This is a genomic window from Scopulibacillus darangshiensis, from assembly GCF_004341035.1.
Taxonomy (GTDB): Bacteria; Bacillota; Bacilli; order Bacillales; family Sporolactobacillaceae; genus Scopulibacillus; species Scopulibacillus darangshiensis.
This window is the reverse complement of record NZ_SLXK01000054.1, coordinates 1-23427: the sequence shown is the minus strand read 5'-3', so window position 1 is coordinate 23427 and position 23427 is coordinate 1. Positions and strand designations below refer to the sequence as shown.

Annotated in this window: 25 protein-coding genes and 1 pseudogene; 1 reads left to right on the top strand and 25 read right to left on the bottom strand. The window is 44.2% G+C overall.

Annotated elements, in window-relative coordinates; translation table 11 throughout:
* Positions 1–161: 161 nt before the first annotated feature.
* From spoIIQ to prfA, 25 genes are all read right to left on the bottom strand, one after another.
* On the bottom strand, positions 162–1157 hold the full coding sequence (spoIIQ, locus tag EV207_RS20810; protein WP_243647187.1) for a stage II sporulation protein SpoIIQ: 996 nt from the start codon (positions 1155–1157) through the stop codon (positions 162–164).
* Between the two features lie 121 nt (positions 1158–1278).
* Positions 1279–2313 carry a stage II sporulation protein D gene (gene spoIID, locus EV207_RS20805; protein ID WP_132748092.1) on the bottom strand — a complete coding sequence of 345 codons (1035 nt, stop codon included), beginning with the start codon at positions 2311–2313 and terminating at the stop codon, positions 1279–1281.
* Positions 2314–2598: 285 nt separating this feature from the next.
* Complete coding sequence (gene murA, locus EV207_RS20800; RefSeq protein ID WP_132748091.1) at positions 2599–3924, bottom strand: UDP-N-acetylglucosamine 1-carboxyvinyltransferase; 1326 nt, start codon at positions 3922–3924, stop codon at positions 2599–2601.
* Positions 3925–4003: 79 nt separating this feature from the next.
* On the bottom strand, positions 4004–4765 hold the full coding sequence (locus EV207_RS20795) for a YwmB family TATA-box binding protein (protein WP_165887029.1): 762 nt from the start codon (positions 4763–4765) through the stop codon (positions 4004–4006).
* Between the two features lie 100 nt (positions 4766–4865).
* Complete coding sequence (locus EV207_RS20790; protein ID WP_132748087.1) at positions 4866–5099, bottom strand: DUF1146 family protein; 234 nt, start codon at positions 5097–5099, stop codon at positions 4866–4868.
* 117 nt (positions 5100–5216) lie between these two features.
* Complete coding sequence (locus EV207_RS20785; RefSeq protein WP_132748085.1) at positions 5217–5618, bottom strand: F0F1 ATP synthase subunit epsilon; 402 nt, start codon at positions 5616–5618, stop codon at positions 5217–5219.
* 31 nt (positions 5619–5649) lie between these two features.
* The gene (gene atpD, locus EV207_RS20780; RefSeq protein ID WP_132748083.1) at positions 5650–7074 is read right to left on the bottom strand and encodes a F0F1 ATP synthase subunit beta; all 1425 of its coding nucleotides are present in this window, start codon (positions 7072–7074) and stop codon (positions 5650–5652) included.
* A gap of 31 nt (positions 7075–7105) precedes the next feature.
* Positions 7106–7969: an ATP synthase F1 subunit gamma gene (gene atpG / locus EV207_RS20775; protein ID WP_132748081.1), complete on the bottom strand. Its 864-nt coding sequence runs from the start codon at positions 7967–7969 to the stop codon at positions 7106–7108.
* A gap of 40 nt (positions 7970–8009) precedes the next feature.
* Positions 8010–9524 carry a F0F1 ATP synthase subunit alpha gene (gene atpA, locus EV207_RS20770; protein WP_132748080.1) on the bottom strand — a complete coding sequence of 505 codons (1515 nt, stop codon included), beginning with the start codon at positions 9522–9524 and terminating at the stop codon, positions 8010–8012.
* 13 nt (positions 9525–9537) lie between these two features.
* Positions 9538–10077, bottom strand: coding sequence for a F0F1 ATP synthase subunit delta (locus tag EV207_RS20765; protein WP_132748079.1), 540 nt, complete (start codon positions 10075–10077; stop codon positions 9538–9540).
* Positions 10074–10562, bottom strand: coding sequence for a F0F1 ATP synthase subunit B (atpF, locus tag EV207_RS20760; protein WP_243647186.1), 489 nt, complete (start codon positions 10560–10562; stop codon positions 10074–10076). Before atpF ends, EV207_RS20765 begins: the two co-directional genes overlap by 4 nt.
* A 100-nt stretch (positions 10563–10662) precedes the next feature.
* Complete coding sequence (atpE, locus tag EV207_RS20755) at positions 10663–10893, bottom strand: F0F1 ATP synthase subunit C (RefSeq protein ID WP_132748078.1); 231 nt, start codon at positions 10891–10893, stop codon at positions 10663–10665.
* A gap of 50 nt (positions 10894–10943) precedes the next feature.
* Entirely contained in the window at positions 10944–11687 is a 744-nt protein-coding gene (atpB, locus tag EV207_RS20750) for a F0F1 ATP synthase subunit A (protein WP_132748077.1), read from the bottom strand.
* The gene (locus EV207_RS20745) at positions 11665–12093 is read right to left on the bottom strand and encodes an ATP synthase subunit I (protein ID WP_132748076.1); all 429 of its coding nucleotides are present in this window, start codon (positions 12091–12093) and stop codon (positions 11665–11667) included. The genes atpB and EV207_RS20745 overlap by 23 nt, the downstream gene beginning before the upstream one ends.
* Before the next feature lie 6 nt (positions 12094–12099).
* Positions 12100–12318, bottom strand: a complete 219-nt coding sequence (locus EV207_RS20740; RefSeq protein ID WP_165887028.1) for an AtpZ/AtpI family protein — start codon at positions 12316–12318, stop codon at positions 12100–12102.
* A 633-nt stretch (positions 12319–12951) separates the two neighbouring features.
* Complete coding sequence (gene upp, locus EV207_RS20735) at positions 12952–13581, bottom strand: uracil phosphoribosyltransferase (protein ID WP_132748074.1); 630 nt, start codon at positions 13579–13581, stop codon at positions 12952–12954.
* A gap of 156 nt (positions 13582–13737) precedes the next feature.
* Complete coding sequence (locus EV207_RS20730; protein WP_132748073.1) at positions 13738–14979, bottom strand: serine hydroxymethyltransferase; 1242 nt, start codon at positions 14977–14979, stop codon at positions 13738–13740.
* Positions 14980–15143: 164 nt separating this feature from the next.
* Entirely contained in the window at positions 15144–15716 is a 573-nt protein-coding gene (locus EV207_RS20725; protein WP_132748072.1) for a TIGR01440 family protein, read from the bottom strand.
* 239 nt (positions 15717–15955) lie between these two features.
* Positions 15956–16582 carry a low molecular weight protein arginine phosphatase gene (locus EV207_RS20720; protein WP_132748071.1) on the bottom strand — a complete coding sequence of 209 codons (627 nt, stop codon included), beginning with the start codon at positions 16580–16582 and terminating at the stop codon, positions 15956–15958.
* 108 nt (positions 16583–16690) lie between these two features.
* A complete protein-coding gene (locus tag EV207_RS20715; RefSeq protein ID WP_424511391.1) occupies positions 16691–17209 on the bottom strand; it encodes a manganese efflux pump MntP in 519 nt (172 codons plus the stop codon).
* A 130-nt stretch (positions 17210–17339) separates the two neighbouring features.
* Complete coding sequence (locus EV207_RS20710) at positions 17340–18377, bottom strand: L-threonylcarbamoyladenylate synthase (RefSeq protein WP_132748096.1); 1038 nt, start codon at positions 18375–18377, stop codon at positions 17340–17342.
* Between the two features lie 121 nt (positions 18378–18498).
* Complete coding sequence (locus EV207_RS20705) at positions 18499–18933, bottom strand: hypothetical protein (RefSeq protein WP_132748069.1); 435 nt, start codon at positions 18931–18933, stop codon at positions 18499–18501.
* Positions 18934–19022: 89 nt separating this feature from the next.
* Positions 19023–19706 (bottom strand): stage II sporulation protein R, encoded by a 684-nt coding sequence (gene spoIIR / locus EV207_RS20700; protein ID WP_132748068.1) that lies wholly within the window; start codon positions 19704–19706, stop codon positions 19023–19025.
* 82 nt (positions 19707–19788) lie between these two features.
* A complete protein-coding gene (gene prmC / locus EV207_RS20695) occupies positions 19789–20664 on the bottom strand; it encodes a peptide chain release factor N(5)-glutamine methyltransferase (RefSeq protein WP_132748067.1) in 876 nt (291 codons plus the stop codon).
* Positions 20661–21734 (bottom strand): peptide chain release factor 1, encoded by a 1074-nt coding sequence (prfA, locus tag EV207_RS20690; protein WP_132748066.1) that lies wholly within the window; start codon positions 21732–21734, stop codon positions 20661–20663. The genes prmC and prfA overlap by 4 nt, the downstream gene beginning before the upstream one ends.
* Before the next feature lie 196 nt (positions 21735–21930).
* On the opposite strand from prfA, the pseudogene EV207_RS20685 reads away from it, so the two are divergent.
* Positions 21931–23256: pseudogene (locus EV207_RS20685) on the top strand (FAD-dependent oxidoreductase).
* Positions 23257–23427 lie beyond the last annotated feature (171 nt).

The window sequence follows — 23427 nt, the reverse complement described above, 5'->3', positions numbered from 1 at the left end:
AAAGTTTATTTTAGCACTAAGAGGGGCTTTTTTTGATACATCGCTAAAAGCTTTCCTGAACCCTAGGCCTAGCCTAGGGTTTTCATTTAACAAAAAAAAAAGCCATCGAACGAACGATGGCTGGTAAACATATGGTTTTTCCATTTAGTCAAACCAGGTTATTAGCTGTTTGCACCGGAATCATCAGGGGTGTTCTCCTTCGGAGGTGTGATGGCACCTTCGTCTGACCCTTGATCAGTGCTGTTTTGGTCTGTGCTTGAATCAGTGCTGTCAGGCTCCGCATTTGAGCCCTGGCTATTGTTATCCTGGCTGTCTTCACGTTGCATTTTATCATCTGAATTCATATTATTGTCATTTGACTTCATTTTGTTATCATCAGATTTCATGTTGTCATTCCGGTTATCTTGATTGCTTTTGTCCTGCTCAGGCATGTTGCCTTTTGGTTCGTTTGATGCTTTCGTTACATCATCAAGGCTAGAAATGCCTTTTTTAAAGTAAGAGACAGGATTTACAGCCAAACCGTCTTTGCGGATTTCAAAGTGGACATGAATGCCAGCATCTTTGTTATAGTCACTGCGCCCAGCCACTCCGATTTTATCATCTTGTGCAACTTTGTCTCCAGGTTTTACATCAGTAGATGCTAAGCTTTCATATAGCGTTGTGACACCGTCTTTATGCTTAACTTCCACAACATAGCCTAAGATACTATCTTTTTTCGCTTTGGTTACCTTACCGCTCATAGCAGCTGTGACATCAAACGCCTTTTTGTCTTTGGCGGCGATATCGATGCCCGTATTCTGGGTGTAGGAATGATCATAATTTACTAGAGCGGCTTGCTGATCTTCTTTTGATCCATTTACATCATAGAATTGTGTGACAATCTCTACTGCATCCTTTTTGGCAACAGGCCATTTGAATTCTTCTTTTGCACTGTTTACCGGAACGGCATCCTTACCGTCATCTTGGAAAACCACGTCACCATTATTATTTTTGTTTGCTTGGTTTTTGGAATCATCCAGTTGGAACCATAGCACCGCTGTCATAATCAGCGCAGCGACACATAAATACAATGCTGGATAAAACCAACGTTTTTTAGAGAGTTTGCGCAAGTTTCCTTCAGATTCCTCACGCGGGTTTCTCTTATTTTTGTCTGTCATGTTCATCACCTCAGCAACCATTCTGATCAGATTCCAGGTGATATATACATAGACAAACAAAAAAATTAACGATTAGTTTTCGACAAATCCATTTATTTTATGCAACCTCACTGCAGTTTGCCTACTTTTTTGCTGTTAATTTTGCTGTGAATGGCTGGATATTGGAAATGTCAACACCCTTATAGTAATAAGAAACAATTTGTTTGTAGTTGTCCCCTGCCTTCGCCATACCGTTCGCGCCATATTGGCTCATGCCGACCCCGTGGCCGTACCCCTTAGTCGTTATTTTAACCTCATCACCTTGTTTGACGATATTAAAGTCCGTTGATCTTAGGCCAAGCTTCTCACGAATTTCCCTTCCTGTGAACGTTTTGCCGCCGACTTTAATTTTGGCGACCCGGTGGCCTTTCGTCCTGTCGATGATATCGCCTATTTCTCCCTTTTGTTTGCTGAAGTCTATACCCAATTTATTTTCAACATCCGAGGCTGATCGTGTCGTGACATCTTCATATTTTGGTGAATTGCGGTCCCATGGGCTCGGAACGCTTTTCAAATATGGATAGGGATTACTCCAATAGTCTTCAGCATTCTCCGTATAGCCATTACTTGTGGAAAAGAATGATGGTGTGATCGGTTTGCCGTTATAAGTGATAATTTGCCCCTCAGTTGCATTTACGGCTTTTTCAATTTTGGCAAGCTTCCATTCGTAGTCAATGCCCCAGATCTTTTTCAAGTCAGCTTTGTCTTTAAAAACCTGGTCCATTGTCGTATCTGTCACCTCAGCGCCTTTTGGAACATTTATGGAGCCTTCATTCAATAAATGTTTTACGATATATGTCCTTGCCGCCAACGTTTGAGCCTTGAGGGCTTCAATGTTAAAATCCGCCGGCATTTCTGATGCCACAACACCGACGAGATAATCATGCATATCAAACGACTGCACTTTATCCTCGGCCGCACGATACACCGAAACAGAGATGGCCGGACCTTTGTCTTTGTTTTGGCTCGCCGTCTTATCTTTCGTTTTTGCTTTCGCGACATCTTTGTCATGCTTTGCTGCTTGTTCCGCATGTTCGGCAAACGGCATGACGATCATCGAAGGGATAATAAGGACAGTTAAGATAAAAAGGGTCAAAATAATCGCGGTTCGTTTCATATGTCGTCCTCCAATAGCTCGGGTTTATCACATTCAAATGGCGTCCTTCAAAAGAAAAAGCACCCCATAAGAACGTCACTTTATTCTAGCTTATGGTGATAGATAAACTGCTAGAACCGTATAAAGGACATTGACAAATTAACGAATTTTAATAATGGGGGGTCTAAATAAATCCTCTCGGCATAAACTGTCTTTGGGGGTTATTAAAAATCTCGCGTGAAGGGGGGGAATAAAAAAGAAGCCGGCATAGCGGCTCCTTTTTTGGAAACAAATCATGTTTTTAAGTTAAGCATACTTTGGCTTCATATTTAATTTAGGCAGATTGACAGCAGCCTTTTCAGAAGCAGTTTCGCCAACCTCGACTCTCTCGATATCCGCACCAAGAGCCTGAAGTTTTCCATGGAAATTAACATAGCCGCGATCAATATGCTTCAATTCATTAACTCTTGTAACGCCTTCAGATACTAGACCGGCAATAACGAGAGCCGCACCGGCACGAAGGTCTGTAGAAGACACTTCCGCACCTTGAAGCCCGCATGGGCCATTAATAATCGCTGATCTGCCTTCAATTTTAATATCCGCATTCATACGCCGAAATTCTTCGACATGCATGAAACGATTTTCAAAAACCGTCTCAGTGATCACTGCTGTGCCCTTAGCTTTCAAAAGTAAAGCCATCATTTGTGATTGCATATCGGTTGGAAAGCCCGGATGAGGCATTGTTTTCACATCAACAGGCTTTAATATATCAGGTCCGATAACCCTTAAGCCATCTAATTCCTCTTGAATAACAACACCCATCTCTTCCAATTTCGCAACAAGCGGGCGCAAATGCTTGGCACGCGCGTCTTCAACCAATACATTCCCGCCGGTAATCGCCGCGGCAATCATAAAAGTGCCTGCTTCAATGCGATCGGGCAGGATTTCATGGTGCGCGCCCTTTAATTGTTTCACACCTGTAATACGAATAGTTGATGTACCGGCGCCGGAAACTTTTGCACCCATAGCGTTAAGGTAATCAGCTAAATCTTCAATTTCAGGTTCACGAGCACAATTTTCAATGACGGTCTCACCATCAGCGAGCACGGCAGCCATCATGATGTTTTCTGTTGCTCCAACACTTGGAAAGTCAAGATAAATGCCGGCACCTTTCAGCCTTCCGTTAACGCTAGCTTCAATGAATCCGTTCCCAATGGTCACCTGTGCGCCCATTGCTTCAAAACCTTTGAGATGTTGATCAATCGGTCTTGAACCAATTGCGCAACCGCCAGGAAGAGCGATACGGGCATGGCCAACACGGGCCAAAAGCGGTCCCATAACAAGAAAAGAGGCCCGCATTTTTCGAACATATTCAAATGGTGCTTCCGTAGATAATTCTTTTACCGCGTTAACCGTAATTGTATTATTGTCATATGTGACTTCCGCATTGAGATGCCTTAATACTTCATTAATCGTATAAACATCTGCTAAAGCAGGAACATTATAAATTCTACTTGTGCCTTTATGTGCTAACATGGATGCAGCAATTACGGGAAGTACTGCATTTTTTGCGCCTTCAATCTTAACCCTTCCGGACAGGCGCTTCCCGCCACGAACAATGATATTCTCCAACGTATTCCCCTCCGCGTACAGTGTCGTAAATCCGTTTGTCTTTTGTATGATCGGGTGTTCCAATCCACTTTTTTATTTATTAATATTCAGACGTAATAATGGGTGTTCCAATCGTGATAGTTGTCACTTCATCAACAGTTCTTAATGCGACTTGTAAATTCATCTTTTTGTTTTTAGTGTAGATCGAGTCCTTCCACTGCTTATTATATGCAGATACCGATACAAACGTTTTTTCATTTGTGCTTTCAACCGGTTTTGCTGAAAAGCGGTCTAACAATTGGCTAGCATATTTTGATAAAGCAATTTCCATTTTAGCATTATGCTGAGCTTTTATACAAGAGAATATTTTCGCTTTTCCGTGAAGTATTTTCGACATTTGTGTGCTAATGATCGGCGAAAGCATTTTCCAGTTAATACCCTCCCAATGTTCCCCCTGTATCTCATATACTAGATACGTTTTATAGGTACCTTTATGGGGGTAAGCAAAAAACGACACTTTTTCCGTTGCGAGACTCCCAGGCAACACCCTTTGCCCTGTTAGCTTAAACCTTCCTTCTTCAGTTTTCACCGGTTTCCAATTGTATTCTTTTAATGTTTTTGTCATCTTTTTCACTTGTTCATAATACTCGGAGGGGTTATTCAAAGTTTGATAGTTTTCCCTTGCATACAGCGACCAATATGTAATGGTAGTTTCGTTTGTGTCCACCGCTTCAGCTAAAGTCTGCAATTTCTTAATGGCTGTTTGTTTGTCCAATGCTTGGGCCGCGGTCTGGGAATACGCCCCAAAGAAAAATAAGATTATAAATGCAAAGCTTAAGAATTTTGGATTTAAATGATTCATGTGATCATCTCCTCTCCCTGTCTTCATTGTTACCGGGAGGGAGGTGAGTATACATGAAAGTTAAAAAAATTGGGGGGTCTGACCCCGAGGGGTCAGACCCCTATCCGTAAATTTGCGGCAGATTCATTGACCAATTGAGATAATCCAAGAAAAATTTAGCTACGAGATAGCTTATGGCTATGGTCAGAAAAATTAAGAGGACTTTTGCCTTTGCCCCCTTAGGGTTGCGAAGGAACAAGTCCAATTTAAAACTTTGGATCGCCCACCAAGTCACGATCAGCGCAACAAGATGAACAAATAAATGCAATGCAGCCTGATATCCGAAGTTCAACATGGTTCGTCACCTGCCTTTTAATTTTTAGGGGTCTGACCCCAAGGGGTCAGACCCCCCCCCGCTATATCAAAAAAAGACTGCCGGCAACATGTGTGTTGGGCAGCCTTTTTTATTTCATTATCTCGCGGCGGTAGCCAGACGGTTTTCAGCGCGCTTTAGATCAAGCAGGGCAGCATCGTGTTCTTTGGTGTCCTTTTGTAAGCCGCTCAGGCGGGCTTCAGCATCAGCCTTTGCCTTTTCAGCCCTTGCCACATCGATGTCATCCTTCATCTCAGCGGCTTCGGCAAGGATGGTGACACGGTCAGGGCGCACTTCGATAAAGCCGCCGCTAACTGCCACATACTTTGTTTCACCATAGTTTTTCAAGCGGACCGTGCTGATTTCAAGCGGAGCTACGAGCGGCATATGCTGCGGCAAAACGCCGATTTCTCCGCTCGTCGCTCTCGCACTGACCATATGGACTTCGCCTCCGAACACCTTCCCGTCGGGTGTTACAATATCAGTCTGAACTATATTCATTCAGCACCCCTCCTTGGGTCAATGCGAGCTATTATGCTCCTTGGGCTTCCATTTCTTTCGCTTTTTCGATTACTTCTTCAATGCGGCCAACAAGGCGGAAAGCATCTTCCGGCAAGTTGTCGTACTTGCCGTCAAGGATATCCTTAAAGCCTTTGACTGTTTCTTTAACAGGAACATAAGAACCAGGCTGACCTGTAAATTGCTCCGCAACGTGGAAGTTTTGTGACAGGAAGAATTGAATCCTGCGGGCACGGGCGACGACAAGCTTATCCTCGTCAGACAATTCATCCATACCTAAAATCGCAATGATGTCTTGCAATTCTTTATAACGCTGCAATGTTTCCTGAACTTGGCGGGCCACATTATAGTGCTCGTCACCGACAACTTCGGGTGACAGGGCACGTGACGTAGAAGCCAGCGGATCAACCGCAGGGTAAATACCAATTTGAGTCAGACCGCGATCAAGGTTCGTTGTCGCATCCAAGTGGGCGAATGTTGTCGCCGGAGCCGGGTCAGTGTAGTCATCGGCAGGCACATAGACAGCCTGGATCGATGTGACTGAACCTTTTTTCGTTGACGTAATCCGCTCTTGAAGCTGACCCATTTCTGTTGCAAGTGTCGGCTGATAACCAACCGCTGAAGGCATACGACCGAGCAATGCGGATACCTCAGAACCTGCTTGCGTGAATCGGAAAATGTTGTCGATGAATAACAACACGTCTTGGCCTTGTTCATCACGGAAGTATTCAGCCATCGTCAGGCCGGAAAGGGCAACACGCATCCGGGCGCCAGGAGGCTCATTCATTTGGCCGAATACCATTGCAGTCTTCTTGATAACCCCGGAATCGCTCATTTCATGGTAAAGGTCATTACCTTCACGTGTCCGCTCGCCGACACCGGCAAATACGGAAATACCGCCGTGCTCTTGAGCGATGTTATTGATCAATTCTTGAATAAGGACTGTTTTACCAACACCGGCACCGCCAAACAATCCGATTTTACCACCCTTAACATAAGGGGCAAGCAAATCAATAACCTTGATGCCTGTTTCAAGCACCTCAGTTTTCGTTGTCAGTTCATCAAAGGAAGGAGCTTCTCTGTGAATGGCGTCACGCTGGACACCTGCCGGCAAGTCTTCTTTTAAATCAATGGGTTCACCTAACACGTTAAAGACACGTCCAAGTGTTTCTTCACCAACTGGAACGGAAATCGGTGCACCGGTATCTAATACATCCGTACCGCGCACAACGCCGTCGGTCGATGACATCGCAATCGTACGCACTGTGTCATTACCGAGGTGAAGGGCCACTTCCAATGTCAACTTAATATTAGTCTCATTAGAAGATTGAGCTTTATAATCAATTTTAAGAGCGTTGTTTAATTCAGGGAGGTGTCCGCGTTCGAACTTAACGTCAATTATCGGACCTGTTACCTGAGTGACATAACCCTTGTTCATCACATTCCCTCCAATCATTTCTTATCATGCACTATTCAAGTGCTGCTGCACCGCCGACAATCTCACTGATTTCCTGTGTGATCGCTGCCTGGCGGGCACGGTTATATGAAAGTGTGAGCTGGTCAATGATCTCACTGGCATTGTCTGTCGAACTTTTCATCGCTGTCATCCGGGCGGCATGTTCTGATGCCTTTCCATCAAGAAGTGCACCGTATATAAGACCTTCTGCATAAAGCGGCAGCAATCTTTCCAATACTTCCGGTTCTGATGGCTCATATTCATAGCTCACCTTTTTTCCAGGCACTTCTTCAACGTCTGTTAAAGGCAAAAGCTTCATATCCACCAACTCTTGGGAAATAACACTGACAAAGTGGTTATACACCAGGTTAAGCTCATCGATTTCCTCATTTGCGAACAAATCAACAGCCTTCTTTGCCAGCGCCTTGACATCATCATAATTTGGCTGATCCGGAAGTCCGGTCACCTCGGCAGCAACGGGCATACCGCGGTTTTGGAAAAACTTCAACCCCATCTTGCCGACCGCTATGATCACATAGTCATCTTTGGATTTATGCCGCTCCGCGATGACAGTTTGCACGTGTTTAAGAACACTGCTGTTATATGCGCCTGCTAAACCCCGATCTGCAGTAATGACAAGATAACCTGTCTTTTTAACCGGGCGGGCTTTAAGCATTGGGTGTCTGACGGCTCCATTATTTCCTGAAGCAATGCCCGCCACGACATGGCGCAATTTATCAGTATATTCAGTGTAAGACTGCGCTTTTTCCTGTGCACGGTTTAACTTTGAGGCGGAAACCATCTCCATCGCCTTTGTGATCTGGCGGGTTTTCTTCGTCGAGTTAATCCGTGTTTTTATATCACGCATTGAAGGCACTTCGATTCACCACCTTTGTAAATGTGCCTAAACAGACACATTACTTGCTAGATACGACAAAATTCTTTTTAAACGATTGAACCGCGTTTTTGAAGGTGTCATCATTTGGAAGAGCACCTGTCTCGCGAATCTTTTTATAAATGTCATCACTATGATTTTCTTCTAGATAAGCAAAGTATTCTTTTTCAAATCGCTTAATGTCTTCCACAGGAATATCATCTAGGAAGCCCTTTGATAAGGCATAAAGGATCGCTACTTGCTTTTCAACAGCCATCGGACTGTGCAGATCTTGTTTTAAAACTTCTACCGTACGCTGCCCGCGGCCGAGTTTCGCTTTCGTCGCTTTATCCAAATCCGAACCGAATTGAGCGAAGGCTTCAAGTTCACGGAAAGAAGCCAAATCAAGTTTTAGCGTACCGGCAACCTTTTTCATCGCTTTAATTTGCGCATCACCGCCGACACGGGATACAGAAGAACCGGCATCAACCGCAGGACGTACGCCTGAGAAGAATAAGTCTGACTCTAAGAAAATTTGTCCATCTGTGATGGAGATTACATTTGTAGGAATATATGCGGAGATGTCTCCGGCTTGGGTTTCAATAATCGGCAAAGCAGTCAATGAACCGCCGCCTTTGTCATCACTAAGCTTGGCTGCACGCTCAAGCAGTCTTGAGTGAAGATAGAAGACATCACCAGGGTATGCCTCACGGCCTGGAGGACGGCGCAGCAGCAAGGACAATTCACGGTAAGCTGCCGCTTGTTTTGATAGATCATCATAAATGATGAGGACATGCTTGCCGTTGTACATGAAATCTTCACCCATTGATACACCGGCATAAGGCGCTAGATATAGCAATGGTGCAGGATCAGATGCCCCGGCTGAGACAACGATCGTTTTTTCAAGAACACCATATTCACGAAGTGTTTCCACGACGCCGGCAACAGTGGATTCTTTTTGTCCGATCGCAACGTATATGCTGATAACGTCCTGATCCTTTTGGTTAATGATGGTGTCGATGGCCAAAGCTGTTTTACCAGTTTGGCGGTCTCCGATGACCAGCTCACGCTGCCCGCGGCCGATTGGAATAAGGGAGTCCACCGCTTTAATACCTGTTTGCAATGGCTCATGAACCGATTTCCGATCCATAACCCCAGGTGCTGGACTTTCAATCGGACGGGTTTTGTCCGTATTTAACGGACCTTTACCATCGATTGGCGCCCCAAGCGGGTTAACGACACGGCCAAGCAGTGCTTCTCCAACCGGAACCTCCATGATGCGTCCCGTACGCTTAACTTCATCACCTTCATGAATATCCTGATACGGTCCGAGAATAACGAGGCCGACATTATTTTCTTCAAGGTTCTGGGCAAGGCCCATGACACCATTAGAGAATTCAACAAGTTCTCCGGCCATAACATTATCGAGCCCATGAACACGTGCGATGCCGTCACCGACTTCGATAACATGACCAACATCATTTATTTCAACCGCTGTATCGTAATTTTCAATTTGCTTTTTAATTAAAGAACTAATTTCTTCGGCTTTAATGCTCACAACCATTTCACCCCTATCTACCTGTGTTCAATTCTCGCTTAAAGCGCTGCAGTTTGCCTGCGATCGAGCTGTCAAAGACCCGGTTGCCGACCTTGACGATCATGCCCCCGATAATGTCTTTATCGACTTTTATTGTTAACCGCAGCTTCTTCTGCAATTTGGCAGCAAGCTCTTCGGTAAACTTCCTTTGTTCTTCTTCATCCATAGGCGTTGCTGTCGTCACAATCATATCAACAATCCCGCGATCATCGTTGGCAAAGTCAACAAAATCAAGATAGAGATATGGAATGATATTTTCCCTTGAACGGTCAACTAGTACATATAAAAGATTCAGCATTTCTGTGCTTGTATCGGAATGGAATAATTTTTCAATCAGTGCTTTCTTGTCTTTCTTGTCAATTTGCGGATGGTTCAGGACTTGCCGCAATTCCTTACTTGCTGCAATCGTTTCCTTTACCATCTTCAACTGTGCTTCATAACTGTCAACTTGCCCATGTTCCTTAGCTATTTCGAATAGTGCTTGGGCATATCTTTTGGCAACAGCTTCACTCATATGCGATCGCCTGCCTGCTTAATGAACGTATTAATCTCATTTTTGTGATCCTTAGGATCCACTTCCCGCTCCAATACTTTGGATGCGAGCAGAACAGATAATTCAGCCACTTCATCACGGAGAGAGGCCACTGCTTTTTCACGTTCCCTGTCAATTTCTTCTTTTGCTTGTTCAATCAATCGCTCAGAACGAACCCTTGCGTCTTCAATGATTTTCTGACCTTCATTTTCAGACTGCTGCTTGGCACGATCAATAATAGCGGTTGCTTCTTGCCGAACCTGGTTCAATTCCGCTTTTTGCTTTTCTAAAAGCTCCGCCGCTTCTCTGCGATTTTCTTCAGCAGTAGAAATCTCATTTTCAATATGGCTTTGCCTTTTGTTCATAACTTCAAGCATCGGACGCATCGCTAATTTTGCAACGATAGCAATTAAAATAATAACAACAATCAATTGGAATAGAATTGTTCCAATAGAAAAATCAAGCATAATCCCGCGCACTCCCTTCAATATCCGAATTTCAGACCTGTACTTTCGGTTGTCTTAATGTGCAAAGAAAGCGGGGGTATTTCTACCCCTGCTAAATTTATTAACCACCTATAATACCGAAGAGTACGAGAATACCAAAGGCAATGGAGATAATCGGCAATGCTTCAACAAGACCGAGGGCGATCATTGATTGACCAAAAAGCTTACCTTGTGCTTCCGGTTGACGAGCGATTCCTTCAAGATAACGGCTGAATAATACCCCGTTACCAATACCTGCCGCGAGGGCACCAAATGCGATCATAATACCGCCTGCAAGAACTGCTAATGACATATCCATGTTTTACTTCCTCCCTATAATAACTTTAAAATAATTTCAATAAATTAATGGTCGTCTGCAACTTTTTGTGAAATGTAAACCATTGCTAATACTGTGAAGATATAAGCTTGAATGACCCCAACAAAGATTGAGAATCCTATCCAAGCAAACATTGGCACAGCGGTGAGATATGGCGTGCCTGCCCTTAGAATGAGAATCAGCACTTCACCTGCAAAGATGTTTGCCCAAAGCCGGGCAGCATGTGTTGTCGGTTTGGCCAATTCGTCAATAATGTGAAGCGGCAGCATCCAAGCATAAGGTTGGACATAATGGCCAAAATAACGCCGCGGGCTTTTAAACAACCCTGCGAAGTGAGCGTAAAGTGCAATAGCAAAGGCCATCGCTACAGTCACATTAATATCAGATGTCGGTGATTTGAACCAGCTGATTTCATGGCTTTGCTGTAATCCTTCATGCGTGATGCCGAGTAAAGGAATTTCACCATGTGCTTCAGCGTTAACCATCACAATGACACCCAACAGGTTTGCAATTAAAACAAAGAGAAAGATCGTTACGGCAAAGCTAAGGTATTTCTCAGCCTTCTTAGCTTCCAGCATCATATTTGTGACGCCGCGAATGAATTCAATGACCATTTCCATCATGTTTTGTGCGCCCCGTGGTTTCATCTCTCTGCGACGGGTAAGCAACAGGACAAACAAAATCACGAGCAAAGCCGTAATAACTGTCCCAATCATTACCGTCACATCAAACGTCAATCCAAGGAACTTAATTTTCGGAGTCAGTTCCAAGAACGTCCCTCCCTTCTTCTTGATGTATACTGGATTTCTTTATATAGAAGAAACTCGTAACAACAACCATTAGAATATAGCCAAATGGCAGCGTCAGGACGAAGGATCGATAATCAATCCATTCGGGAAATCGGTAGACCAATATGATCCCAAAGCCAACCATCAGTATTCTTGTCAATGTTTTTATTCCTACGAGTTTCTGAGATCCTGCTGCTACCCTGTCACCGGCAAGCTTGACGCGATACGCCAAATGAAAAATATTGTAAATACTGATAAGTTCACCTAAAATAAAACCGGCAATTAAAGGTTTTGCAGGGGTGACAAACCACAGAAAAGTTAAAATAATAAAAATGGAGCAGGAGATGATCATCATCATCCGGACAGGCCATGCCAATTCCTTTGTCATTTTGGCTCAGTCCTTTGTAAAAGAAATTAGAGTGAAAACCGCACTCGCTATACCAATCAGCAAGCCGCCGATAATGCCGACAGCAAGCCATAGTGGCGCTGTGCCAAAGCTTTCATCCATGCGTTTTCCCAACCAGATACCTCCCAAAATAAATGCAAGTATTTCGAACCCGAGAGTTCCGACAAGTCCTACCATACGCCAAGGGTCATTTGTGTTCTTTTTCACATAGCACCCCTCCCCTTTGGCCATCGCTGCATGGCACTTTAAGGTTAAAATGACTGACTAGGAAAACTCGCCCCTCGGACAAATCCATTTTTTTCGGGTAAGAACATCGACTGGAAATGTTTTATTGAGGTAGATCCTAATGGGAGTTATCATGACAATACCTTCCAACAAAATCCTACAGAGGCTGACAAAAAACGTCATATTTCAGGTTGTACCAAAAAGATGCAAATCGGCTGAATCTCTTTGTTTAATAACCCTAGTATATCTTAACGAAAGCGCTATCTTCTTGTCAATAATTACGGGAAGATACATGTAAAAAGTTTTATATTTCTTCTACATTTTGTCACATTTGTTTTAAGTGCCCCTATACCCTTATTATGCAGGTCAGAACGAAAAAAACATACCTTAAAAACGACAAAAATGTTACAGATTGAACGGTTGTTCACACCTAGCCGAGAAAACGCTTTTCCTTGCAGCTTTTCAGAATAAAACCAACAAACACCAATATAAGCTTTCACTCATTTATTATAGGACTCAGGTTCCGCTAATTTCTGTAAAATGCGGCTAGTTTCCTAAACAACAAAGAAACGGGCAAGTCAGTTAAGACAACTTGCCCTTTTTAAAGAAGAATCCCTATTTTGTTCCAAAAAGCCGGTCCCCAGCGTCCCCAAGACCCGGAACGATATATCCCTTTTCATCGAGCTTTTCATCCAAGGCCGCAAGGTATATATCAACATCAGGATGGTCGTCTTGAATTTGCTTCACACCTTCAGGAGCAGCGATGAGACACATTAGCTTCATATTCACAGCTCCGCGCTCCTTAAGCGAGGTGATCGCCGCTGAAGCGGAACCGCCAGTCGCAAGCATTGGGTCGACAACAATAAGTTCTCTTTCGTGAATATCAGAAGGAAGTTTAACATAATATTCGACTGGCATTAATGTTTCCGGGTCTCTATAAAGACCAACGTGGCCCACTTTGGCAGCCGGAATTAAATTCAGCATCCCGTCGACCATGCCAAGCCCTGCTCTTAAAATAGGTACAATACCAAGTTTTTTGCCTGAAAGCTGATAGGCTTTGGCAATTGTTACAGGGGTCTCCACCTCAATTTCTTCGAGGGGCAGTTCACGGGTGATTTCAAAAGCCATCAGAGCCGCAACTTCGTCAACCAGCTCGCGAAAGGCCTTCGTCCCTGTTTTATAATCCCTGATAAATGTCAGTTTATGCTGTATAAGCGGATGATTTAAAACTTTTACTTGTCCCACCTGAATCCTCCTTCATTTTCTCTCTCGACAAATTTTACATAAAATTTGTCCGCAATTCAACTTAAAGAAAACTTGTCGTGTGGATTTGAACCACCTAGATTGTGCAACAGTGGGGCACACGAAAAAAGGAGGCCCCTTTCGAGGTCTCCTAAAAAATTATAGGTTGGGGTATAGAGGGAATTGTGCCGTCAAAGCCTCTACACGTTTTTCTGCTTCTTTTAATTTCTCTTCGTCTTCATGATTTTTCAAGGTGAAGGCAATGATTGATGCCACTTCCTCCATAGCTTCTTCGTTAAAGCCGCGGGTTGTCACGGCAGCTGTCCCCATTCTAACGCCGCTTGTTACAAATGGACTTTCCGGATCAAATGGAATCGTATTTTTGTTCGTGGTAATACCAATATCATCCAAAGCCTTCTCAGCCACTTTGCCTGTAAGACCGGAACCGCGGACATCAAGAAGAACGAGGTGGTTATCCGTTCCGCCGGATACAAGCTGCAGACCTTCAGCTTCTAGCTTCGCGCCGAATGCTTTGGCGTTGGCTATAATTTGCTTCGCGTAATCTTTAAAGGATGGATCAAGTGCTTCACCTAAAGCAATGGCCTTAGCGGCGATGATGTGCATCAGCGGTCCGCCCTGTAAGCCTGGGAAAATAGCCTTGTCTATTTTTTTCGCAAATTCTTCTTTGCAGAGAATCATGCCGCCGCGAGGTCCGCGCAGCGTCTTGTGTGTTGTTGTTGTAACAAAATGGGCATGCGGGACAGGATTAGAATGGAGCCCTGCTGCCACAAGTCCTGCAATATGCGCCATATCCACAAGTAAATAAGCACCGACTTCATCAGCAATTTCTCTGAACCGTTTGAAGTCAATTTCACGAGGGTACGCACTTGCACCTGCTACAATGAGCTTTGGCTGATGTTCTTTAGCCTTTTGCAGTACATCATCATAATTGATGCGGTGAGACTGTTCGTCCACACCATAAGCGACAAAATTATATTGTTTTCCGCTGAAATTCACCGGACTGCCGTGAGTAAGATGGCCTCCATGGCTCAGATTCATGCCAAGAACGGTATCGCCGTGTTCTAAAATAGTAAAGTAAACACCCATATTCGCCTGTGCTCCAGAGTGGGGCTGGACGTTTGCATGTTCAGCGCCGAAAAGCTTTTTCACTCTTTCGCGGGCGAGGTTTTCCACGATGTCAACGTATTCACATCCGCCATAATATCTGCGGCCTGGATAACCTTCAGCATATTTATTTGTTAAAACTGAACCAGCCGCCTCCATTACCGCTTCACTGACGAAGTTTTCAGAGGCTATAAGTTCAATTTTATCTCTCTGACGTCCTAACTCTTTTTGAATGGCATCGAATACTTCTGTATCCCTAGTTTGCATGGCTTTCATTGTACAGCAGCTCCTCTCAAAAATCTTTTCACTCATTCATATTAACATAATTTTTTATAATTAATTGCAATTTTATTCATATTAGCTTTTGTATCAAAACAAAAATCCAAGCCGATATTAAAAGCGGCTTGGATTTATTACTTTTTTTAATTGAATGTTGTTCACTAGAAATGATTTACTTTTTCTCTTTCAGGGTATACAGCACGTTCACCGCCGATTAATCTCGGCCGCGTCCTGGCCATTGTCACATGGGCCTGCCCAATTTCATGGACAGTGCTTCTCACGGGTATGACAACAGACTTCATGTGCATACCGATGAACGTATCACCAATATCAATCCCGCAGTCGGCTTTAATATGTTCGACAACGACAGGATCATCCATTTTGTTAAACGCATAGGCCGCCATAGAGCCGCCTGCGGATCGAACAGGGACAACAGTCACCGGTTCATAGTTTTTTTTCTCAGCAATGGACCGTTCGACGACAAGCGCACGGTTTAAATGTTCACAGCATTGAAAAGCATAGTGCACCCCGGTTTTCCTCTTGAAGTCTGAAAACACACGATAAATGGAATCAGCTACTTCGACTGTTCCTGAGGTTCCAATGTGCTCGCCTATCACCTCACTTGTACTGGCGCCAACAACTAGCAAATGATTTGAATTAAGCTTCATTGCATTGTTTAAATCATCCAAAATCTGAGTGAGCTGCCGCTGAATGTCTTCCTGGAAATCATCCATTGAGAGTATTCGTCCTTTCTCATGAAAAATATGATATGAATTGCTATTCCTTAAATCCTTAAAGATTAGGAAATGTAAACAGCTTTTATTGTAAACCTATTTTCACAAAACGTAAAGAAAACTTGGCATTCGCCCAGCCTTTTGATTGCGAAGGCCTAGTTGTACTTATGTGCGTCGGAAAGTTAAAACTTTCCGATTAACCAAGGGAAAAAATATTTGTCGGTTATTCCCCGGGAAATTTAATTCTTTTTGTCGATTAGTCTGCTAATTAGTGTATCTAATTCTTTATAAACATTTTCATATGCTTCTGATGTGCCGCCAAAAGGATCACCGATATCAATGCCCGGCAATTTACTTTGTAATTCCTGAAGACGAGCCCTATCCTCCTTGGTTTCGTTTTGAAAAGAACGTTTTATTTCATCGCGTTCTTCCGCAGACAAACCAGCAGTATTCAAACCGTAGGTATACTTTGCCCTTTTTGCTTCAAAATTAGCAGTGGCTTTTTGGAGTTGCCTATATACCTTATCGTATTCACCATCGGTTAACACATATTCTTTTAATGTAAAAACTTTATTGATGGCTTCAGGAAATTGTTGCAGCAAAAGCTGTTTGTGCTGTTCTGTCATTGTAAAAATTAAATGAGCCCATTCCACCAGGTCAACTGTGGCGGGTTGTGAGCGGTGATCAAACTCAATCCCCCTTTTTGTTAACGCTTCTAAAGCGTTGGGATGTGCTTGACTGCCCATATTGGCAAAGAGCCCGGCGGATTTCGCCTCATATCGGCTGCTCCCTTTATGCTTAAGCAATGCTTCCGCCATAGGACTTCGACAAGTATTTCCTGTACAAACAAACAAGACATTGGTCATATGCTTCACCCCTACTTGGTATTAGAATATACTTTAATCTTAATTCAACAATTGAAAAAACGCTCGAATCTGAGCGTTTTATTTTTGATAAGCGTCATTTGGTTTGCATCACATATGTAACAACAATTTTAACCCAAAGGTAAATAAAATTAAACCGCCCAATAGACCGCTGTATCGCCCAAGGAATTGCTGCGCCTTTCTTCCAATTAATAAACCAAGCCATGTTAGGAACATGCTTGCAAAGCCAAATAGAAGAATGGTCAGAAGCACCTTTGCCCCATATATACCTAAGCTCAGTCCGACGGAAAAGCTGTCAAGACTCACGCTGATGGCAAATATTAATAAACCAACACCCACAGGCCTTACCATTGGATGGTCATCGGATTGATGAATTGATGAGAAGATCATTTGTGCCCCCAATAAAAGCAAAAGGACACCCCCTGCCATGGCGGCAATCCGACCGAAGTGATGTGAGAGAAACATGCCGATAATCATTCCCAAAAGCGGCATGATGACATGGAACAAGCCTATGACAACACCAATCTTGGCAATTTGTTTTAACCGTAATTGCAGCAGGCCCATCCCCATGCCAACCGAAAAAGCATCCATTCCTAAGGCAATGGCCATAATACTTAAGGTAACCACTTGACCAACAATCGCGCTTGCTTCCAAAGCTTTCCGCCCCCTTAACATGCCGCTAAAACCAACCTATGCATGTCCGGGGCAATTTAGAAGTCAAGCCATGCGTTCGAAGGGTTTACAATTCCCGCCCGCCAGCAGCCTTTGTCAGGCGGTTCATTATTGCTGCTCCAATACCTTCATTTGGAAAACTTTCACTAAAAATGATCTCAACATCAGTATCATCAAATTCACGAAGAGCCTGGTAAAGGTGATGCGCGACACTTTCTGGCACACTGCGGCGGCCGCAAGCAACAACAAAATCAGCTTCTGGGTAGCCATCTTTATTTTCGTCGGTTGTCAGAACACCCGTCTTTTTATTTTCATTATTAGCCTGCTGTAATACTTCTTTAATTCTTTCCATACCGCCATGAACAATATATACAGGAGCCGCTGGCGCATAGTGCCGATATTTCATTCCAGGTGACTTGGGTGCCTTATCCTGTCCGGTTAGAGCCGGATCTTCCCCGACTTCGCCAATCACCGCCTCGAGCTGTTCCTTCGTAATACCTCCAGGGCGCAAAATTGTTATTGGCTTACTTGTACAATCCACAACAGTTGACTCTACGCCGACACCTGTTTCACCGCCATCGATAACCCCGGCAACTCTGCCGTCAAGGTCGCGCAGAACATGGGCCGCTGTTGTAGGGCTTGGACGGCCTGATAGGTTTGCTGAGGGGGCAGCAATCGGCAGTCCCGATGCTTCTATCACTGCTTTTGCTATAGGATCCTCAGGCATTCTTATCGCAACGGTTGATAATCCTGCTGTGACTTTCTCCGATACATGGCCGGTGCTCGGAAGGATTAAGGTTAGCGGCCCCGGCCAAAAGGCTTTAATTAGCTCCTCCGCTTGTTCATTCAATCCGGAACAGAGATCATCCAGCTGTTTGACCGATGACACGTGAACAATAAGCGGATTGTCAGAAGGCCGTCCTTTCGCTTCATAGATTTTTTTTATCGCTTCATCAGAAAGCGCATTTCCGCCAAGACCATACACTGTCTCTGTCGGGAAGGCAACTACCTCATTTGCCTTTAATAGTGAAGCCGCTTCACGGATTTGTGGATAACTCTTTAAGTTATCCACAAATTTATCCACTTTCCACTTCTTAGTCACCATCATTATTACTAACTCCTTTATAATACCACGGTTATTAGCTAATTTTCTGTTATTATCCCCAAACTTATCCCGAGTCTGTGGATAAATTATTAGATAATTGTGAATAACCCCCGTTTATTTGTCAGCAAGTTTTCTTTAAAATGATTAATGTCTGGGGATAACGACTGTATTGGTCAAAAAACACCTGTTGTGCATCCCCAGGCAAATCCGTAAATGCTATAACTTCAAAACCAAGCGGTGCGAAAAGCTCGCCGGGAATTAATGTCGCGAAAAAGACCGCTTTTGCCCCTTTTCCTTCCGCATAACCCGCAGCAGTGTCGAGAAAATGAAAAAGGTCTGGAATTTTGCAAGCGGCCGAATCCATAACTAATGATCTAATCAATGCATGGTTCCCTTCTATATACACGCCTAATGTCGCCAAAAGCTTATCCGACTTATCCGTCATTAACAGGTATTGTGCCGTCTCAGTAAAGGCGAGATTGCGGCCGGCCTGATTTGCGAAATTCCTGACCTTGTCATAATCTTCCTCTTTTGCAGGATAAATGATTGTTTCCATCCCATTCACTCCTTAAATCTACCATAATTTATCGTTAATATTAAATCCATATGATAGATAGAAGAGAAATAGACTTGGGATTTTTCGGCTTAGCCAAACAATCCTTTAATAGCGTCAAAGAGATCCGTGATCCATTCCAGAAAAAAGAATTTTACTTCAACACCGTCAGTCTGATCCTTTTGGTTATTATCATTATTCATGTCCTTAGGTTTGTCCTCTGATTGTTGAACCGTTGCCTTCGGGGGTTCCGCTGAATGGTCTGCCGGTTTTACAGCGTCACCGTTCTGAAAGTCGAGGAAGCAAAGCGGCGGAAATAAGACACACCACCAGTTGGCACCTTCTCCTTGACCTAATGTGATGACAAGAGCTTCATATTTTCCAGCGGGGTAGACATAACCGCCGTACATTTTGGTTGGGAATTTAGCTGGCCCAAGCTTTACAGTGAAGGCTTCGTTCAACTTCATGTCATCTAATTTATCTTGGACCGTTTTCTGTATATCATCCAAATGGGACTGAATAACACCTTTTGCCTGTTTGGCTGTTTTTAGATCTCTCACCCAACCCTCAATGTTTCTATTTACCGCATCACGTATATCGCGTTTGACTGCCTGATCATCCGCTGTATTACTGTTGGCAAGGATCCGCAGACGAATCGCATCATCCGGAATCTCCATTTTATTGTTTGATGCTTTTGATAGATTTTGCTGAATTTGCATAACAACCATAAATAGAATAAGAGAAAGAATAGCTATAAGTGCCGAACGTTTTTTCATTTCATCTCCCGCCTTTCTATCAAACAGTGTTGACGGGTTCAGAAAAAAATAAACATAAAAAAAGGGGTCTGACCCCGAGGGGTCAGACCCCTTTTTGCATCAATGCAAAAACCATGCGATCTTTGCCATTAATGTCTTTTTTGATGTCCAACGCTTTTATACTGCCGGCAAAGGTCTTTTGTATTAAGGATGACACGGCATCACCTTGCCGGGGGCCAATTTCAAAGGCAAGCAGCAGCCGCCCCGCCATGATGCCGGGTAATTGCCGAACAATGTCCCGGTAACAATCAAGGCCATCTTCCCCGCCGGCCAGGGCCAGATGAGGTTCATGGTTCTTGACGACATCTCCCAGTTCATCCATTTCAGCATAAGAAATATACGGCGGATTTGAAACAACAATATCAAAGGTTTCCTTCCCACAAAAAGGTTCCAGAAAGCTCCCTTGAACAAACCGGACTGAAGCACCCAAAGCATCTGCATTGTTCTTGGCAATATTCAGCGCTGCACCGGATAGGTCAACAGCAGTGACCTTAGCATCCGGCTTTTCTAAAGCTAAAGTGACGGCGATGGCGCCGCTTCCCGTCCCGATATCGCAAATGGACAGCTCCCCTTTTTCTAGAAAATAGTCGTTGCCCCATTTCAAAACACCCTGAATTAATTCCTCTGTCTCTGGTCTGGGAATCAGGACATCGCCAGTCACCTTGAATTGACGTCCATAGAACCATTCCGAGCCAATCATATGCTGAATGGGAGTCCCAGATTCACCATGTTCTTTCACCTTATCTTGCAACCAGGCCCAATCCGCTTCGTTCAGAGAATCTCTGATCCCTGTCAATAGCGCTGTCCGGCTTAGTCCCAGCCTGCTCATAAGCAGCAGTTCGCCTGCATTTTCGTCGCGGCTGTGTTCTCTTAAAAAAGAAGAAGCCCAATTTAGGGCTTCGTAGCGTTTGACCGTCATTGTGCATCCGCCTGTTCAATCATTTTCGCCTGCTCCTCAACAATCAAGGCATCGATGATGTCGTCAAGCTTACCCATAAGAATTTGGTCAAGCTTTTGCAGGGTTAAACCGATGCGATGGTCTGTCACACGGCTTTGGGGAAAGTTATAGGTGCGAATCCGCTCAGAACGATCTCCAGTGCCGACCGCCGATTTGCGGTTCGCCGCGTATTCTTCCTGCGCTTCTTTTTGGAATTTATCATAAATGCGGGCCCGTAGCACCTTCATCGCCTTTTCCTTGTTCTTAATTTGCGACTTCTCATCCTGACATGACACGACAATCCCAGTCGGCTCGTGTGTCAACCGGACAGCCGACATCGTCGTATTAACACTTTGGCCGCCGGGACCGCTTGAAGCAAAAGTATCGACGCGAATATCTTTTTCATGAATATCAATTTCAACCTCTTCGGCTTCAGGAAGCACTGCCACTGTAGCGGTGGATGTGTGGATCCTGCCGCCTGATTCTGTTTCAGGAACGCGCTGCACACGGTGTGCCCCATTTTCATATTTTAATTTCGAATAGGCGCCTTTTCCGTTAACCATAAAAATAATTTCCTTGTAGCCGCCAACTTCATTCTGGCTGGCCTCAATAACCTCTGGCTTCCATCCTTGGGTCTCGGCATAGCGGGAATACATTTTGAAAAGGTCACCGGCAAACAAAGCCGCCTCATCACCGCCCGCTGCTCCGCGGATTTCGACAATAACGTTCTTATCATCATTAGGATCTTTAGGGATTAGCAGCACTTTCAAACGCTCTTCAAGATTTGTCTTTTCATCTTCAAGCTCGCTGATTTCCGCTCTGACCATTTCCCGCATATCTGCATCAAGCTTATCATCAAGCATCGCTTTGGCATCGGTTAATTCTCCGTCTATTTCTTTGTACCTGCGATAGGTTTGAACTGTTTCTTCCAGATCTGCCTGTTCCTTTGAATACTCACGGAGTTTTTTTGTATCACTGATAACTTCCGGATCAGATAGTAATTGATTTAATTTATCATAACGATCTTCTAGTGATTGCAAACGATCGAGCACCGTCTCCACCTCTTTACAAGCAACTCTTTCAAGTTTTAAAAAGACCCGAAAAGCCGCACGAGTTCTTTTATTTCCATAACAAATCAATTATAGTATACGGTTTGCCGCCAGTCAAAACTGGGGGGATTCCAGGCTTATTGCCGGAAATGTAAGGGTATACTTCATTATAGAAATAAATAAGGAGCAGGTGAAAAAAATGAAATATGTCATTATCGGCGGTGACGCAGCCGGGATGAGTGCCGCAATGCAAATTATCCGCCATGAAAAGAGTGCAGAGGTCACAACATTAGAGCTGGGGCACATCTATTCATACGGGCAATGCGGCTTGCCATACTACATAAGCGGAGATATCGCGTCCACATCGTCGTTAATCGCCCGTTCTGTCCATACCTTCCGGGATCAATATGGCATTGACGCACGAACCGGCGTTGAGGTGAAAATGGTTGATACCATAGAGAAAACCGTCCATGGGGCAGATGTTAACACGGGAGCCATGATTGAATGTCAATATGATAAATTATTAATCGCAACAGGCGCCAGTCCAGTGATGCCGGATTGGGAAGGCAGGGATCTTGAAAATATTTTTACTTTAAAGACCATTCCCGATGCGGAAGAAATCGTTAACCATATCCAAAAAGGAACAAAAAGGGCTGTCATCATAGGAGGCGGGTATATTGGTTTGGAGACGGCGGAAGCATTTAAAAAGCGGGATGTCGATGTGACGATTATTGACCGGGGCAGCCGGTTAGCTAAAGTGTTTGATCAGGATATGGCTCAGCATATCCATGATGAAGCTGCGAGCCAGGATATCCGGGTCATTTTAAATGAGGACGTCATCGGCTTTAAAGGGACCCATGCTGTTGAAAAAGTTAAAACAAATCACGGCCAATATTCCGCTGACATCGTTATCGTTGCAACAGGCGTAAAACCAAATACGGATTTTCTCAGTGATGATATTGAAAAAGGAGCAAATCAAGCGATTAAAGTTAACGCTTATATGGAAACATCTATTAGTGATGTCTATGCTGCCGGGGACTGCGCCCTCCAATACCATCGGATTTAGAAGACACTCGACTATGTTCCGCTTGGCACACACGCAAACAAAATGGGCCGGTTGGCCGGACTTAACATGATCGGTCAGAAACGGCCATTTGCGGGAATTGCGGGGACATCAATTATGAAATTTATGGATCTCGATCTCGGCCGAACAGGGTTATCAGAGGGAGAGGCAACTGAGCTTGGTTATGATGTCGAAACCGTTGTGACCGAGACAACTGATAAAGCCGGCTACTATCCAACAGCTCAACCTCTATGGGTAAAGTTAGTGGCGGATAAGGGCAGCAAAAAGCTGCTTGGCGGCCAGATCATAGGCAAAGGAGGCGCAGCAAAAAGAACCGATGTCTTGGCGACCGCCCTTTACAGTGAATTGACTTTGAACGATCTTGAAGATCTCGACCTTTCTTATGCACCGCCTTATAATGGCGTATGGGACCCGATTCAACAAGCCGCAAGAAGGTTTTAAGAAAAACCGGGCAAAAAGCGCCCGGTCCTTTTTTGGCTAGAGAATATCCGATAGTTTATATTCCTGGCCATGGATACCTTTATAATACTCTGGATACATCTCTCCGCCACATTTTTCGCAAGCAAATCGCGGTGGGGAGGTTGGATCCCCTCCATCCATAAGGTCAAAATC

Bases quoted from the DNA above. Each gene is read 5' to 3' on its own strand.
- spoIIQ (WP_243647187.1), bottom strand. From the start codon at position 1,157: ATGACAGACAAAAATAAGAGAAACCCGCGTGAGGAATCTGAAGGAAAC.
- spoIID (WP_132748092.1), bottom strand. From the start codon at position 2,313: ATGAAACGAACCGCGATTATTTTGACCCTTTTTATCTTAACTGTCCTT.
- EV207_RS20795 (WP_165887029.1), bottom strand. From the start codon at position 4,765: ATGAATCATTTAAATCCAAAATTCTTAAGCTTTGCATTTATAATCTTA.
- EV207_RS20790 (WP_132748087.1), bottom strand. From the start codon at position 5,099: ATGTTGAACTTCGGATATCAGGCTGCATTGCATTTATTTGTTCATCTT.
- EV207_RS20785 (WP_132748085.1), bottom strand. From the start codon at position 5,618: ATGAATATAGTTCAGACTGATATTGTAACACCCGACGGGAAGGTGTTC.
- atpD (WP_132748083.1), bottom strand. From the start codon at position 7,074: ATGAACAAGGGTTATGTCACTCAGGTAACAGGTCCGATAATTGACGTT.
- EV207_RS20765 (WP_132748079.1), bottom strand. From the start codon at position 10,077: ATGAGTGAAGCTGTTGCCAAAAGATATGCCCAAGCACTATTCGAAATA.
- atpF (WP_243647186.1), bottom strand. From the start codon at position 10,562: ATGCTTGATTTTTCTATTGGAACAATTCTATTCCAATTGATTGTTGTT.
- atpE (WP_132748078.1), bottom strand. From the start codon at position 10,893: ATGTCATTAGCAGTTCTTGCAGGCGGTATTATGATCGCATTTGGTGCC.
- EV207_RS20745 (WP_132748076.1), bottom strand. From the start codon at position 12,093: ATGACAAAGGAATTGGCATGGCCTGTCCGGATGATGATGATCATCTCC.
- EV207_RS20730 (WP_132748073.1), bottom strand. From the start codon at position 14,979: ATGAAAGCCATGCAAACTAGGGATACAGAAGTATTCGATGCCATTCAA.
- EV207_RS20725 (WP_132748072.1), bottom strand. From the start codon at position 15,716: ATGGATGATTTCCAGGAAGACATTCAGCGGCAGCTCACTCAGATTTTG.
- EV207_RS20720 (WP_132748071.1), bottom strand. From the start codon at position 16,582: ATGACCAATGTCTTGTTTGTTTGTACAGGAAATACTTGTCGAAGTCCT.
- EV207_RS20715 (WP_424511391.1), bottom strand. From the start codon at position 17,209: ATGGCCATTGCCTTAGGAATGGATGCTTTTTCGGTTGGCATGGGGATG.
- EV207_RS20710 (WP_132748096.1), bottom strand. From the start codon at position 18,377: ATGGTGACTAAGAAGTGGAAAGTGGATAAATTTGTGGATAACTTAAAG.
- EV207_RS20705 (WP_132748069.1), bottom strand. From the start codon at position 18,933: ATGGAAACAATCATTTATCCTGCAAAAGAGGAAGATTATGACAAGGTC.
- spoIIR (WP_132748068.1), bottom strand. From the start codon at position 19,706: ATGAAAAAACGTTCGGCACTTATAGCTATTCTTTCTCTTATTCTATTT.
- prmC (WP_132748067.1), bottom strand. From the start codon at position 20,664: ATGACGGTCAAACGCTACGAAGCCCTAAATTGGGCTTCTTCTTTTTTA.